Genomic DNA, 14795 nt, shown 5'->3' with positions numbered 1-14795 from the left:
GCCGTCATGCGCCGGTCACCAGGTAGGCGGCGGCCTCGGCGCCCAGCCCGGGCGGGATCCGCAGGTCGGGGTGGACCGCGGCGGGCGGGTGGGCAGCCGCGCGGCGGGCCCGGCCGCCGCCGGTGACGTGCAGCAGCACGGTCTCCTCGGGCCGGATCCGTCCGGCGGCGACCGCCTGCCGCAGACCGGCCAGGGCCACCGCCGCGGCCGGTTCGATGTCGTTGCCCTCGGTCGCGGCGAAGAGCGCTCCGGCGGCGGCCGCCTCGGCGTTGTCCACCGCCCGCAGCTCGCCGCCGCTCTCGACGAGGCTCTCGCGCACCCCGCCGACCACGGCGTAGGGCGGCTTGCGGGTGGTCAGTTCCCGGGCGTGGACGGCGGCCACCGCCGCCCGCACCTCGGGGCCGGAGCCGATGACCGGCTCCGCCAGGCCGTCCTGCCAGGCACGGACCATCGGCGCGAACGGGGCGTTCTGGCAGAGCGTCAGTCGCGGCAGCCCGCCGGACACGGCGTCCGGGCGGTGCGCCGCCGGGAATCCGGCCGCCAGCAGCCGCCGGGCCGCCTGGTGCGCGGCGATCGCCCCGGCCCCGCTGCCCACCGCCTGCACGTAGTGGTCGGGCAGTCGGCCGATGGTCTCGGCGGCGGCCAGCAGCGCGGTGCCCAGGCCGTCGCGCCGGGCCACGTTGCGGGTACCGCCCTCGGCCTGGAAGCCGGGCCGGGCGGCGATCGCGTCGGCCAGCTCGATCGCGTCTGTGTAGTCACCGGCCACCGTCACCAGCCGTACGCAGTCCGCGCGTTCCCCTGCGACGGCGAGTGCGGGCAGCGCCTCGTCCGGGACCACCAGCACGCAGTCCACCCGCTGCCGCGAGCAGGCCCGCAGGAAGGCCGCGGCGGTGTTGCCGGCCGAGGCGACCACCAGGACCGGCGGGCGCTGGGGCAGCCGGGCCAGCACGGCCTGCGTCTCCAGCTCCTTGAAGCTGCCGGTGTCCAGGGCCGCGCCGCGCTCGGGCCAGTGGCCGCTGAACGCGACCCACAGCTCGTTCAGGCCCAGCTCGCGGCCCAGCCTCTCGGCCCGGTAGGTGGCTCCGATGGCGCCCCCGGGCAGGGCCCGTGCCGCGTTCGGCAGCCAGCAGGCGTAGCGGAACGGGCCGCTGCCGGGGCCGGGGGCGAAGTCGCGGGCGTACTCGGTGCTCAGCAGGCCGGGCCGGTGGGTACCGGCGCAGTCCAGCCGCAGTCCGTCGTCCTGGTAGCTCTCGTGGCAGACCGGACATCGCAGCAGGTACGGGCGGTCCGCCGGGGCGGCGCCGGGCCCGGTCGCCGACCCGTCGGCCCTCGCGGCCGGTAGGTACGGGGCGGAGGTCATCGCGCGTCCCCCTCGGCGGCCGCACCGGAGAGCACCGGGCGCAGTGCGCCGTCGGACCCGCGGCTGACGGCGTAGCGGGTGCGGTCCACCCGGGCCGGGGCCGGCCGACGGACCGGCGCGGCTCCGGGCCGCTGGGCCGCCGCGTCGACCAGGGCGGCCACGGCGGCCACCGTGGGCCGGTCGAACAGCTGGTGCAGTTGCGGTGCGACGCCGAACTCGGCCCTCAGGCGCTCGGCGAAACGGGCCAGCAACAGCGAGTGCGCGCCCCGGTCGAAGAGGTCCTCGTGCCGGCCGATCCGCTCGGTCCCGAGCAGCTCGGCCAGCAGTGCGGCGATCCGCTGCTCGGTCGCCCCGACCGGCTCCTCGACGGTGCCGGTCGTGCGGTGGGTCTCCGGCGCGGGCAGGGCCCGCCGGTCCACCTTGGCGTTGGCGGTCAGCGGCAGCTCGTCCAGCGTCACCAGCAGCGAGGGCACCGCGTAGCCGGGCAGGGTGCGCAGCAGCAGCTCGCGCAGCTCGGCCGGGGCCGCGGGCGTCCCGTGCTGTTCCACGTACCCGACCAGCCGGGCCCGCGCGCCCTCTCCGTCCACCACGACCGCCGCCCGGCGTACCGAGGGCAGTCGCTCCAGCGCGGTCTCGATCTCGCCGAGTTCGATCCGGTGCCCGTGCAGCTTGACCTGGGTGTCGGATCGGCCGACGAAGAGCAGCGCGCCGTCCGCCCCGCGCCGCACCAGATCTCCGGTGCGGTAGAGCCGCGCGCCCGGTACGGGGCCGAAGGGGTCCGGTACGAACCGCTCGGCGGTCAGGCCGGGCCGGTCCAGGTAGCCGTGGGCCAGGCCGTCGCCGCCGATCAGCAGCTCGCCGGTGACCCCGGTGGGGACCGGGTGCAGGAGCGGATCGACCAGGTAGAGCCGGGTGTTGGCGACCGGCGTGCCCAGCGGCAGTTCCCCGTCGGCCGCGGTCAGCTCGCCGCGCGCCGACCATACGGTGGTCTCGGTCGGACCGTAGACCTGCCAGAGCCGCACGCCGCGGGCCAGCAGCTCGGCGGCCTGTTCCACGGGCAGCCGCTCGCCGCCGCACAGCGCGGTCAGCCCGGGGGTGCCCGGCCAGCCCGCCTCCAGCAGCAGCTGCCAGGTCACCGGGGTGGCCTGGAGGTGACTGATCGCGCCGCTCTCCAGGCAGGCGCGCAGCCGAGAGCCGTCGCCCGCCGTCGCCGCGTCCGCCAGGTGCACGGTCGCACCGTGGACCAGCGGCAGGAAGTACTCCAGCGCGGCGATGTCGAAGGCCGGGGTGGTGACGGAGAGCCAGCCCGCGCCGGGGGCGAGGTCGAGGTCGCGCCGGAAGGAGGCCAGCAGGTTGGCCAGGGCCCGGTGCGGGACCACCACGCCCTTGGGGCGGCCGGTCGAACCGGAGGTGTGCAGGACGTAGGCCGCTGTCTCCGGGTCGATCCGGGTGTCGGCGCCGCGCCGCGCCTCGCCGATGCCGTCGACCGCCAGCACGGTCCAGTCCCCGGCGGGCACCCGGTCGGCGGGCAGGTCGGTCAGCACGGCGGCGGCGGCGCCGTCGGCCAGCACCAGGGCCAGCCGGTCGGCCGGGTGGCCGGGGTCCAGCGGCAGGTAGGCGGCGCCGGACTTGAGCACGCCGAGCAGTGCGGCGAGCAGCCGTGGGGTGCGCGGCAGCAGGACGGCGACGGTGCGGCCGGGGCCGATGCCCATCGCGCGCAGCCGCGCGGCGACCCCGTCGGCCAGCCGGTCCAGGGTTGCGTAGTCCAGCTGCTCGCCGCCGCCGGGACCCGCGGCGCGGACCGCTACGGCCAGCGGGGTCCGGGCGGCCTGGGCCTCGAACCCGCGCACCACCCCGTCGGCCGGGTCGTAGGCGAGGGCGGTGTCGTTGCCCTCGGCGAGGACGGCCCGTCGCTCGGCCGGGGCCAGCAGCGGCAGTTCGCCGACCGGGCGGGCGGCGTCGGCCGCGATCTCCGCCAGCAGGGTGGCGAAGTGGGCGGCGAAGCGCTCGGCGGTCGCCGGCAGGTAGCGGTCGGTGTCGTAGCGGACCGCACCGGCCAGGCCGCCCCCGGCCTCGCCCAGGGTCAGCTGGAGGTCGAACTGGCTGCCGCCGACCGGCAGCGCCAGCGTCGAGCAGTCCAGTGCGCCGAGGGCGAAGGGGACGCCGCTCCGGCCGGTGGCCATCGCCACCAGCGCCTCGGCATGCTCGCCGGGGGCCTGCTGGAGGCTGAAGAGGCTGCGCACCAGCGGTCGGCCGCCCTGGTCGCGGTCCGGGCGGATCAGCTCGACCAGTGCCGGGAACGGCACCTCGGCGCCGTCCAGTGCGAGCCGCGCGCCGTCGCGCACCCGGGTCAGCAGGGCGGTGAACGGCTCGGCGGCATCGATCCGGATGCGCAGCGGCACCGTGTTGACCAGGCAGCCGACCGTGCCGGCGAACGCGGCGTCGTCACGTCCGTGGGCGGGGGTGCCGACGACCACGTCCGGCTCGCCGGTGCTGCGGGCCAGCAGGAGCTGGAAGGCGGCCAGCAGCACCGTGTACAGGGTGCTGCCCTCGCGCCGGGCCAGTGCCGTCAGCGCTTCGGTGGTGGCGGCGTCCACCTCCAGCGGCAGTGACGCGCCGCGCAGCCGCTGGCGCCGGGGCAGCGGCAGGTCGGCGGGGAGCGAGGTACCGGCGCGGACCCCGGCCAGGGCCGTGCCCCACTGGGCCAGCCGGCGTCGTCCCGCTGCGGTGCCGGGCAGGTCGGCCTGGCGGCGGGCGAACGCCGCGAACGGGGCAGCGGCGGTGGCGGCGGCGGCGGTGGTGGCAGCGGTGTTCGCGTCGACGGCCGGCCCGCCGCGCAGCACCGCCGGGTAGCCGGCGGCCAGCTCGTCCAGCAGCAGCGACAGCGACCACAGGTCGGCCACCAGGTGGTGGGCGGTCAGGACGAGCCGGTGGCCCCCCTCGGCGCCGGTGAACAGCCGGGCCCGCAGCAGCGGTCCGGCCTCCAGGTCGAGGGGCTGCTCGGCCGCCTCGGTCAGGCCTGCGGCCAGCTCGGTCGCGCTCCAGCCGGAGGCGTCGACCTCCTCGAAGGCGGGCGGGAGGGCGGCGTGCACCCGCTGTACCGGTCCGGTTCCGGTCCGGGGGAAGGTGCTGCGCAGCACGGTGTGCCGCTGGGTCAGGCCCGCCAGGGCGGTGCTCAGGGCGGCCGGGTCGAGTGCGCCGTGCACGCGGAAGGCGGTGGAGACCAGGTAGGCGGGGCTCTCCGGCGCGACCTGGTGCAGGAGCCAGAGGGCGGCCTGGTTCGGGGAGAGCGGGTGGTCACCGGGCTCGGTGGGCTCGGCTGCCACGGCCGGTGCGGGTGCCCCGGCCGCTTCCTCGAAACGCTCGGCGAGCAGCCCGGCCAGTGCGGCCAGGTCCAGGGCCAGCGCCTCGGTCAGGGCCAGGTCCACGCCCAGGACGGTGTGCAGCTCGTGCCGCAGCCGGACCGCGCCGAGCGAGTCCAGGCCCATTTCGGCCAGCCGGTGCTCGGGGGCGAGGTCCTCCACGGCCAGCCCGAGCCGGGCGGCGAGCAGCCCGCGCAGCGCGGCCAGCAGCAGCGCCGGGCGCTCGGCCGGGTCGGCCGCCCGCAGCGCGGCGGCGTCCAGCGCCATCGGCCGCTCGTCCGCGGCTCCCTGCGGCCGGCCGCTGTGGGCCAGCGCGGTGAGCTCGCCCTCGCGGTAGGAGGCGGCGCACACGTGGCGCTGCACCTTGCCGCTGGAGGTGCGCGGCAGCGTCGAGGCGCGGATCAGCACCACCGCGGCCGGTCGTACCCCGTGCGCCTCGGCGACGGCCTCGCGCACCGCGCGGGCCAGCGCGGGCAGGTCGCCGTCCTGGTGGTCCCGGGACACTTCCTGGACGATCACCAGCTCGGCCGCACCGGCCAGTTCGACCTGGACGGCGGCGCCGCAGTTGGCGCGCAGCGCGGGGTGGACGGCGGAGACGGTCTGCTCGATGTCCTGCGGGTAGTGGTTGCGGCCGCGGACGATGATCAGGTCCTTGAGACGGCCGGTGACGTACAGCTCGCCCTCGTGCAGCAGGCCGAGGTCGCCGGTGCGCAGGAAGGCGGGGCCGCGCTCGGCGGCCCGTTCGGCGGTCTCGGCCGTCTCGGCCGTCTCGCCGGTCTCGGCCGTCTCGGCGGTGACGAGGCGGGCGCCGAAGGTGGCCGCGCTGTGCTCGGGCCGGTTCCAGTAGCCCTGGGCCACGCTCGGGCCGGAGAGCCAGATCTCGCCGATCGCCCCTGCGGGCACCGGCCGCCGGGTGACCGGGTCGACGATCTCCAGCCGCTGGGAGTCGTCCGGGCGCCCGCTGCTGACCAGCTCGGTGGTCCCGTCCGTCCCGTCCGTCTCGTCCGTCTCGTCCGTACCGTCCGTACCGTCCGTACCGTTGCCGGTTCCGGCGAGCAGCGCGTTCGGGGCCGGGTAGCGGGCCGGGGCCGTGCCGTGCGGCTTGCAGGAGACGATCAGCGTGGCCTCCGCCAGCCCGTAGCACGGGGTGAAGGCCTCGGCCCGGAAGCCCGCCGGGGCGTAGGCGGCGGCGAACCGCCGGAAGGTATCGGCCCGCACCGGTTCGGCCCCGTTGAACGCCACCTCCCAGCTGCTCAGGTCGAGTCCGGCCAGCACCTCGGGGGTGGCCAGGTCGGCACACAGGTCGTAGGCGAAGTTGGGGCCGCCGCTCACCGTGGCCCGGGTACGGCTGATCTCGCGCAGCCAGCGCAGCGGGTCCTGCCCGAAGGAGGTGGGAGACATCAACGAGCAGGAGCCCGCGTAGTACAGCGGCTGGAGCATGCCGCCGATGAGGCCCATGTCGTGGAAGAGCGGCAGCCAGGACATGCCGCGGGTGCTGCCGGTGGTGCGGAACGCCCGCTGGATCACGGCCGAGTTGTGCAGCAGGTTGCCGTGCGTCAGCACCACGCCGCGCGGCGCCGAGGTGGAGCCGGACGTGTACTGGAGGAAGGCCACGGTGTCGGCGCCGACCTGCGGGTGCACCCACTCCCCCGCTTCCGCCTCGGGCACCCGGTCGGTCGCCAGCAGCCGCAGCACGTCCATGACCGCGCCGTCCGGGTCGTCGGGCAGCAGCCGGTCGCGGACGGCGGCGGTGGTCAGCGCCACCGTCGCCCCGCAGTCCGCGACGATGTCGACCAGCCGTTCCAGCGAGCGCGGCCGGCGGTTGGGCGGGTACACCGGCACCGCGACGGCCCGGGCGTACAGGCAGCCGACGAAGGAGACCACGTAGTCCAGGCCCGGCGGCTGGAGCAGCAGCACCGGACGGTCGGTCAGACCGAGCCGCTGCAGCCGGGCGGCGACGGCCCGGGCCCGCCGGTCGAGCTGTCCGTAGCTCAGCCGCTCGGCCGGTGCGTCCTCCCTTCCGGAGAACTCGAAGGCCGTGCGGTCCGGATCCGCCGCCGCGGTGGCGGCGATCGCCGAGATCCAGTCCTGATGCTCAAGTCGCGGGTCCACGCGTTCTTCCCTCACCGTTCGGTGTCCGATGCCCTGTTCCTGCTGCCGCCGTCGGCGGCCGTTTTCGTGTCGGCGCTCGCGCTCAGCCCGCGGCCGGCAGCGCGGCGGCCTCGGCGGCCTGCTGCTCCATGGCCACGCGCAGGCTCAGCGGCCGCATGTCGGTCCACACCTCGTCGATGTGGGCCAGGCACTGCGCCTTCTCGCCCCGGGGTCCCTCGGCACGCCAGCCGGCCGGCAGGTCCCGGTCGGCCGGCCAGATCGAGTACTGCTCCTCGTGGTTGACGACGACCTGGTAGACGGTGGTGTCCTCGCTGCTCATCACTGCACTCCGATTCGGTGGATGGGTTTGCGGCGGCGGCGTCCGTGCCGCCGCCCGGCGCGGGCCGTGCGGGCCGGCCGTTCTGTCTTCGATGCTGTCGTTCGGCCCTGACCGCGCCCTTGGCCCCGCCTGACCGGGATCTGGGCCGGTCCTGGGTCTGCTCTGGGCCGGTCCTGGCCCCGGCCTGGGTGGGCACGGACGCCCTTCCGGCGGCTCCCCGGCGCCGGACCGGGCCCGGGCTGACGCCTCGGCGGGGGCTCGCTGACGGCTCACTGAACGCCGGCTGAAGGTCTCGGCGGGACGGCGGCCTCAGCGGAGGGGCGGGAACAGCCGGGCCCCGGCGGCCTCAGCCGAGGGCGGGGAACAGCCGGGCCTCGGCGGCCTCGCGGAGGTAGGAGGCACCGGCGGTGCCGCCCGTACCGCGCACCTGGCCGATCACCTTCATCGTGATCCCCCAGTGGGTGCGCTTCATCGCACCCCAGGAGGTGTCCAACTCGCTCATGGCGGAATGGAGTTCGCGCTCCTGAAGAGAGCTGGTCAGCAGTGTGCGGTGCAGTTTCGGGGAGGACCGTTCGACGGTCCGGTAGGCCTTGGACTGGACCGCGCTGCGGCCGTCGGTGTTGGCCCGGATCACCGCGAAGGCGTCCTTGGGCATGGTGGTCAGCACCCGGAACACCGCGGGGGTCCCGGCCACCTGCCGGGTCGCACCCTCCAGCAGTTCCCGCGCCCGGTCGGCCCTGCCGGTGGCCACCGCCTCGGTGGCCTCCTCTATGGACCGGCCGACGGCGGCGAAGACGGCTTCGAAGATCTGGATGACCCGGATGAACATCTGCTCGTCGTGACTCCGGGTGGTCGGTGTCAGCGTCAGCTCCACCGCCCGGAGCACTCCGGACGGCACCGTGTCCCGCGCCGCCGCGACTGCGGCGGCGCAGGCCCGGACCAGCTCGGCCGTGTCGTCCTCGGTGGTCTGCGGCGCGGCCGTCGTCCCGTATTCGGCCGGGAGCCCGGCCGCCGCCGTGAGGGCGCGGTGAGCGGCCCGGGTACGGGCCCGTCCGGCCGCGGCTTCGACCAGGGTGGCGGCCTCGGTGGCCACCAGGTCGGCGAGCAGGGCGGTGATCACCTGCTCCGTGCGCGCACCGGTCCTGGCCAGCGAGGCGTACACCGGGCTGCCCAGGTAGCTGTCGTAGTCGCCCTGCGCGCCGTCCACCACCTGGGGCAGCCAGGCCGTGAGCAGCCGCGCGGCCGGTTCGCCGGGGGCCGGCACGGCCGGTTCGACCGCGCGCAGGGCCGCCAGCAGCTCTGCGCCGACCGCGTTCTTGCCGACGGCCCGGTAGTGGCCGAGGACCGCACGGTACGGGAACCGGGCGGCGTCCCCGCCGTCGGCCCGCCAGCACGCCAGTTCGCGCAGCGCGCGGCGGGGGTCCAGGTCGGCCGGATCCGGCCGGGCTGCGGCCAGGCTGGGGCCGCCGACACCGGGCGCTCGGGTCGGGTCGACGGCGGGTACGGGTGCAGTCCCGCCCGTGGGGGTGGTGGGGGCGGTGGGGGCGGGCCCGACGGCGGGGGCCGGGGAGAGGACGGTCACAGGTAGCTCCGTTCGGTGGGCGGCCGGGCCGGGAACGGCCCGGTGAGGCAGGGGGCTGCGGGGCAGCGGCCTGCGGTGTCGGCGGTGCGCGGTGTCAGCGGTGCGCGGCACGGTGGCGCGCGGGCGAGACGGCGCAGCCCGGTCGGCGCGGGCCCCGCAGGGCCGCGCCGACCAGGCTGCGGGGGTGTGGTGGATCAGCCGCGGGTCCCGGCCGGGTCGGCCAGCACATAGCCGTCGTCCGCCCGGTGGGCGCGCGAGCGGCGCAGATCGGCGAGGACGAAGGTGCGCTGGAGCCAGCGGTCGGTGCCGTCGAAGCGCGGGCTGAACGCGGTGCGCCCGTGCACGGTGATCCGGTTGTCGACGACGGCGAGGTCGCCGGGCTCCAGCCGGGCGGTCCGGGCGGTGCGCTCGAAGAGCAGCTGGAGCTCGGCCAGTGCCGCCGCGGCCCGCTCGGTGAGCGGCTGGGTGGCGGCCATGTCCACGCGCAGGTCCGGGTCCTCGTACGCGCCGGTGAGCACCGCGTGCGGCTCGGCGGGGCCGTCGGCGGCGCCGAACGACGGCGGCGGTGCGGTGCGGAACTCCGGCCGGTGCAGCGCCGCCCGGGTCCCCGCGTCCATCAGCGGCAGCACCTCGCGCACGCAGGAGGTCCGCAGTCCGGCCAGCCCGTCCGGGTCGGCGCGCAGGCACAGCAGCATGACGAAGTCCGGCCGGTGCGGGTGGAAGGCGTTCTCGTTGTGGAAGGTGAGCAGCACCGAGCCCGCGTTGCCCTGGAACTCCTCGCGTCCCGGCACCGGGACGACGTCCTGCACCAGCGCACCGGTCTTCTCGGGGCGGAAGGCGGCCGGGTCACCGAGCCCGCACGCGACGAGCATCAGCACCGAGGCCGGTACGGTGGCGGTGCGCTGCACCGAGCAGTCGGTCAGCGGGGTACCGCCCAACCCGGACTCGGCGACCGGCAGTCCGCGCACCAGCAGGGCGCCGCCCGGTCCGGGGTCCCGGCGGAAGGCGCGCAGGGCACGGCGCAGCCGGGCCGGCAGTTCCTCCCAGCTGTCGCGGACCGAGGCCACCCAGGCGGGCTCGTCGACCCGGGCCCCTTCCGGCCCGCCGCAGAGCCCTGCGGCGACCCGTTCGGTGGCGGCCGTCTCGGCTCCGGTCAGCACCAGGCCGGGCGCTGTTACTTCTACTTCGATGTCCAGTGATACCGGCACGGGTGCCAGCCTTTCTCTCAGCGGTCGGGGCGGGCCGGTCAGTGCGGGGTGGCCGGGTCCAGCTGCCGGGCGATGACCGCCCACAGGCTGCCGACGGTCTCGAAGGCCTCCGGGCCCAGCTCCTCGTCGGGGATGGCCACCTGGTAGGCGTCCTCCAGCCGCACCAGCAGTTCGACGACGGCCATCGAGTCCAGCCCGGCGGCGCGCAGCCCGCGGTCGGCGGACAGCGGCCGCTCTTCGGCGAACCGGGGCAGCAGCTCGGCCAGGACGGTCTCGTACCGGTCGTCCCAACGGTCAGGTGTGTGGTCAGGTGTGGTCACGCTGTTCAGCTCCTTGTGGTGCGACCGGCGAGGTCGCGGTGATGGTGGCTCTGGTGATCGGTGCGGTGGTGGTCGGCACGGGGGTGGTCGGTGCGGTGGTGGTCGGTGCGGTGGTGGTCGGTGCGGTGGTGGTCGGTGCGGTGATGGTCCGCACGGGGGTGGTCGGTGCGGTGGCCGCTTCGGGATCGGTGCGGTGCCCGGGCAGCGGCTCCCGTACGAGGGCCAGCCGGTCCGCGCTGACCACCAGGCCGTCCCGGACGGTGATCTCGGCGGGAGCCGGGCGACTGAGGAAGCCGAGCAGGCTCGCGGTGGCGCCGTACGCGCCGACGTTGGGCACGGCCAGCAGCGCCCCGGGGCGCGGCGGTACGGCCTCGGTGGCCCGGCTGATCACGTCGGCGGGGGTGCACAGCGGCCCGACCAGGGCCACCCGCCGGGTCCCGGCCTCCTCCGCTTCGGCCCCGGGGTCCGTCAGGAGCAGCGGTGCGGCGCGCAGCGAAGGCAGCCGGCCCACCCCCGAGAGCCCGCCCAGGTGGTTGATCCCGCTGTCCAGCACGCCGTACGTGGTGCCGCGGCTCTCCTTGACCTCGGTGACGGTGCAGACCAGCCGCCCGCTGTCGCCGACCAGGTACCGGCCGGACTCGAAGGCCAGCTCCAACCGCCCCTGCCAGCCCGGCAGATGCTCGTCCAGCGCGGCCTCCAGCGGTGCGCGCAGGGCGTGGTAGAGCGGGCGTTCCCCCGGCGCCGCGTACGGGCAGGCGAAGCCGCCGCCGAGGTCGAGCATCCGCAGCGGCAGGCCCCAGTGGGCCTCCAGTGCGGCGGCGGTGCGGATCGAGGCGACGGCTTCGGCGAGCAGCCCATGCGGGTCGGCGGCATTGGTCAGCGGGAAGAAGTGCAGCCCCCACAACTCCGTACCCTCCACGGTGAATTCGTCGAGGCGGGGCAGCCCGTCCACGATGTCGTGGCCGAACTGCGAGGCCCCTCCGGTCATCCGCAGGCCGACGCCCGCTCCCGCGCCCGCGCCATTGATCCGCAGCAGGCAGCGCGCGGTCACGCCGAGGGCCCGGGCCCCGGCGCCGACCCGGCGCAGATCGGCGGGCGACTCGACCGAGAAGGTGCGCACCCCTGCGTCCAGCGCCTCGCGCAGTTCCCGGGCGGTCTTGCCCGGGCCGCCGTAGAGGCAGTCGGCGCCGCCGAAACCCGCTTCCAGCGCGGCGGCGAGTTCACCGGTGGAGCAGATCTCCGGGCGGCATCCGGCCAGGCGCAGGGCGCGCACCAGCTCGGGGTGCGGGTTCGCCTTGAGGGAGTAGTAGAGGTGCGAGCGCTCGGGCAGGGCCGCACGCAGATCGGCGGCGGCCCGCTCGGCCCGGGCCAGGTCGTACACGTACAGCGGGCTGCCGTAGCGGCCCACCAGCTCGGCGGCCAGCAGGTCCTCGGCGAGCGGTGGTACGGGGTCCTGGGTCCGGGCCGGTGCGGTGGGGGGCGGGTCAGTGCGCATCGGTCTCCAGCGCCTTCCGGTCGGTCTTGCCATTGGGGGTGAGTGGCATCCGGGCGAGGACCCGGCAGCTGGCGGGCACCTTCGCCGCCTCCAGCCGTTGTTCCAGGCCCTCGATCACCCGGCGCGCGGTCAGCCCGTCCTGGCCGGTGACGACCAGGCGCAGGTCGAGCCCGTCCCGGGGAGGCAGCGCGGCGGCGGCCCGTACGCCGGGCACGTCCAGCGCGGCGGCCTCGATCTCCGGTGTGCTCATCCGGACGCCGCGCCGCTTGAACTGGTCGTCGAGGCGACCGCTGACGTAGAGGTGTCCGTCCGCGTCCAGTCGGCCCTGGTCGCCGGTGTGCAGCCGGATCCGTCCGGTGCGCGGGTCCGGACGGTAGCGACGGGCGGTCAGTTCGGGCGCGTTCCAGTAACCGGTCATCACGTGCGGGCCGCCGACGACGATCTCGCCGGTCTCGCCCGGCGGCAGAGCGCGGCCCTGCTCGTCGAGCACCTCGACCGTGGTGCCGTCCAGGGGCAGGCCCACCGACCCGGGGCGCTGACGGTCGGCGTCCGGTTCCGCGATCGTGACCCGCTTGCACTCGGTTATCCCGTACATCGCCACCACGGCCGCGCCCGGGAACCCGCAGCGCAGCGCCTCGATGGTCGAACCGGCCAGCGCGGCGCCGGTGCTGGTGAACAGCCGTACGTGGTCGGGTGGCGTGCCGCGGGCCGCGAGGCGGCACAGCATCTCGGCCAGCGAGGGCACCACCGGCACGACGGTGACGCGGCACTCGCGCAGCACGGTCAGCACCCGCACCGGCGCGGCCGCGTCCGCCAGCACCACTTCGGAGCCGCCGATCGCCGCCAGCAGGAGCTGGTAGAGGCCGTAGTCGAAGGAGAGCGGCAGCGCGACGAGCACCACGTCCTGTGGCCGGTAGTCGAGCCGACGGGCGATCGCGCGGGCCGCGAAGACCACTTGGCGGTGGGTGCAGACCACGCCCTTGGGGGCGGAGGTGCTGCCGGAGGTGTAGATCAACTGGGCGATCGCGTCGGCCGACCGGCGGGTGCGGCCGGAGACCGAGTCCGAGTCCGCGTCCCGGTCCATACCCGCGTCCGTGTCCGTACCCGTGTCCGTACCCGTCTCCGTATCCGTCTCCGTATCCGTGTCCGCGCCGGGCGGCCGTTCGAGGAGTTCGGCGGGCGTGACCGGACGGGCGCCGCAGGCGGCGACCGCCTCGCGGACCGGCCCCGCCTCGGACGGGTCGAGGACGACCACCGCGGGAGCCGCGTCGGCCAGCACTCCGTGCAGCACGAAGGCCTTCAGCTCCGGGTTCAGCGGCACCGCGACGGCCCCGGCACGCAGGACGCCGTAGTACAGGGCGACGAACTCCCGCCGGTTGCCGAGCCTCAGGACCACCCGGTCACCCGGCACGACGCCCTCGGACCCGCGCAGCCGGGCGGCCACCGTCCGGCTGGCCTCGGCCAGTTCGGCGTAGCTCCACACACCGGAGGCGTCCCGGACGGCGGTCCGGGCCGGATGGGCGGCCGCGGCCGCGTCCAGCAGGTCGATGGCGAGGGTGCCGTCGTCCGGCACGGACCCGGGGCGGGCGTCGTCCGGTCCCGTCGGGGCCGCGGCGCTCATGCGCACCCGCCCGATGCGTCGGTGATCTCAACGACCGCGCTGGTGCAGCTGTAGCCGGTGCCGCCGCCGACCAGCAGCACCCGGTCTCCCTCGCCGACCTCGCCGGTCTCCAGCAGCTCGTTCAGTCCGGCGAAGTGGTCCCCCGCGCCCAGGTGGCCCGCCTCGCGGCAGAACTCCCAGTTCGAGAACCTCTCGTCGACGCCCAGCTGGTGTTCCAGCTGCCAGCTCATCCGCTGGTGTCCGGTGGCGTTGAGCACCACCCGGTCGATCCGGTCCATCGAGGTGTCGGCATCGGCCAGTGCGACCCGGATCGACTCGGCCGCCACCGCGGCGGTGCGCAGCGTCGCGGCCCGCATGTTGCGTTGTGCGCGGAAGTACTCCTCGGCCCGCGCCCCCAGGTCCACCGGCCTGGCCTCCAGCTCCGGCCCGGAGCGGAATCCGGCGCCCCGGGCCAGGCCCTCCAGCGAGTTGTCCACCCGGGTCGCGGTGGCCAGCAGCCGGCCGGTCGCTCCCTCGGGGGTGGAGCTCAGCACCAGCGCGGTGCCGCCGTCGCCGTAGACCATGCCCCGTTCGGCCCGCCAGCGGTCGAAGGCGGGGGGTGTGAAGCGGTCGGCCGTGGTCAGCAGCACCGCGTCCTCGCCAGACCCGCCAGACCCGCCAGACCCGCCAGACCCGCCGGACCCGCCGGACCCGCCGGATCGAAGCTGCCGGGCCGCCAGCTCCAGTCCGGCCAGTCCCGCGTTGCACTGCTGCAACAGGTCGAAGGCGGGCACCGCCGAGCCGACCGTGTGCTGCGCCACGTACGCCGCGGACGGCCACAACTCGGCGCCCTGGAACCACAAGTAGCTGTGGAACACGGCGGCGACCCGCTCCGCGGCCCGGCCGGACCGGCGCAGCGCGGTGCGGGCCGCGCGGACCGCCATCTCCGGCGCGGACAGATCGTCCGGACCGCCGGCCGCGGCCGAGCTGACCGAGTCGATCCGGTTGACGGCGTGTTCCCCGGCGTCGTAGGCACCGGCCGCGACCGCCGCCGCGGCGTTCGCCCGGTCGGCCAGCCAGACACCCGTGCCGGCCAGGTACACCTGCTCCCAGCGCATGTCTCTCCGATCTCCGGCCCCGTGGCAGGACGCCCGGGGCGACTGTCGGTGACGATGCTTCCGTCCGCCGCCTGCCGCACGGTTGCCCTGCACTGACAGCCGGTCGGTGCCGCTCTGTCCTCGGTCTGGCCGTGCACCGGAGCCCGGCTGCCGAGCCGCTGACGCACGACGGGCCGTCGGGGGGGTCACCCCCCCCCGCCCCCCGGGGGCCGGGGGCCGCTTGGGCGCCGCCGCCCCCCCCCGCGCGGCGCGGGCCCCCCCCCACGGCCGCCCGGCTGAAGGAGGCCGACGACCAGCTGGCCGACGCCTCCTTCAAGGC

General features: G+C 76.1%; 9 protein-coding genes. All 9 read right to left on the bottom strand.

Going from position 1 to position 14795, the window contains the following annotated elements; genetic code table 11:
* Nucleotides 1-4 precede the first annotated feature (4 nt).
* Nucleotides 5-1360 (bottom strand): cysteate synthase, encoded by a 1356-nt coding sequence (locus ACFCZ1_RS34860; protein ID WP_376682298.1) that lies wholly within the window; start codon nt 1358-1360, stop codon nt 5-7.
* Entirely contained in the window at nt 1357-6834 is a 5478-nt protein-coding gene (locus tag ACFCZ1_RS34855; RefSeq protein WP_376682297.1) for an amino acid adenylation domain-containing protein, read from the bottom strand. Before ACFCZ1_RS34855 ends, ACFCZ1_RS34860 begins: the two co-directional genes overlap by 4 nt.
* Nucleotides 6835-6916: 82 nt before the next feature.
* On the bottom strand, nt 6917-7153 hold the full coding sequence (locus ACFCZ1_RS34850; protein WP_376682296.1) for an MbtH family protein: 237 nt from the start codon (nt 7151-7153) through the stop codon (nt 6917-6919).
* 346 nt (nt 7154-7499) lie between these two features.
* Entirely contained in the window at nt 7500-8735 is a 1236-nt protein-coding gene (locus tag ACFCZ1_RS34845) for a hypothetical protein (RefSeq protein ID WP_376682295.1), read from the bottom strand.
* A 194-nt stretch (nt 8736-8929) separates the two neighbouring features.
* On the bottom strand, nt 8930-9943 hold the full coding sequence (locus ACFCZ1_RS34840; RefSeq protein WP_376682294.1) for a TauD/TfdA family dioxygenase: 1014 nt from the start codon (nt 9941-9943) through the stop codon (nt 8930-8932).
* 38 nt (nt 9944-9981) lie between these two features.
* Complete coding sequence (locus ACFCZ1_RS34835; RefSeq protein ID WP_376682293.1) at nt 9982-10263, bottom strand: acyl carrier protein; 282 nt, start codon at nt 10261-10263, stop codon at nt 9982-9984.
* Nucleotides 10250-11758 (bottom strand): type III PLP-dependent enzyme, encoded by a 1509-nt coding sequence (locus ACFCZ1_RS34830; RefSeq protein WP_376682292.1) that lies wholly within the window; start codon nt 11756-11758, stop codon nt 10250-10252. The genes ACFCZ1_RS34835 and ACFCZ1_RS34830 overlap by 14 nt, the downstream gene beginning before the upstream one ends.
* Nucleotides 11748-13379 (bottom strand): class I adenylate-forming enzyme family protein, encoded by a 1632-nt coding sequence (locus ACFCZ1_RS34825; protein WP_376682291.1) that lies wholly within the window; start codon nt 13377-13379, stop codon nt 11748-11750. The genes ACFCZ1_RS34830 and ACFCZ1_RS34825 overlap by 11 nt, the downstream gene beginning before the upstream one ends.
* Nucleotides 13376-14476 carry a ketoacyl-ACP synthase III family protein gene (locus tag ACFCZ1_RS34820; RefSeq protein ID WP_376682290.1) on the bottom strand — a complete coding sequence of 367 codons (1101 nt, stop codon included), beginning with the start codon at nt 14474-14476 and terminating at the stop codon, nt 13376-13378. The genes ACFCZ1_RS34825 and ACFCZ1_RS34820 overlap by 4 nt, the downstream gene beginning before the upstream one ends.
* Nucleotides 14477-14795 lie beyond the last annotated feature (319 nt).

Source organism: Streptomyces sp. NPDC056224, assembly GCF_042267665.1.
In the GTDB taxonomy this organism is placed as follows: Bacteria; Actinomycetota; Actinomycetes; order Streptomycetales; family Streptomycetaceae; genus Streptomyces.
Note: the sequence above shows the minus strand (reverse complement) of the source record. Positions and strands in the feature narration are given on the sequence as shown.

Bases quoted from the DNA above. Each gene is read 5' to 3' on its own strand.
- ACFCZ1_RS34860 (WP_376682298.1), bottom strand. From the start codon at position 1,360: ATGACCTCCGCCCCGTACCTACCGGCCGCGAGGGCCGACGGGTCGGCG.
- ACFCZ1_RS34850 (WP_376682296.1), bottom strand. From the start codon at position 7,153: ATGAGCAGCGAGGACACCACCGTCTACCAGGTCGTCGTCAACCACGAG.
- ACFCZ1_RS34830 (WP_376682292.1), bottom strand. From the start codon at position 11,758: ATGCGCACTGACCCGCCCCCCACCGCACCGGCCCGGACCCAGGACCCC.
- ACFCZ1_RS34825 (WP_376682291.1), bottom strand. From the start codon at position 13,379: ATGAGCGCCGCGGCCCCGACGGGACCGGACGACGCCCGCCCCGGGTCC.
- ACFCZ1_RS34820 (WP_376682290.1), bottom strand. From the start codon at position 14,476: ATGCGCTGGGAGCAGGTGTACCTGGCCGGCACGGGTGTCTGGCTGGCC.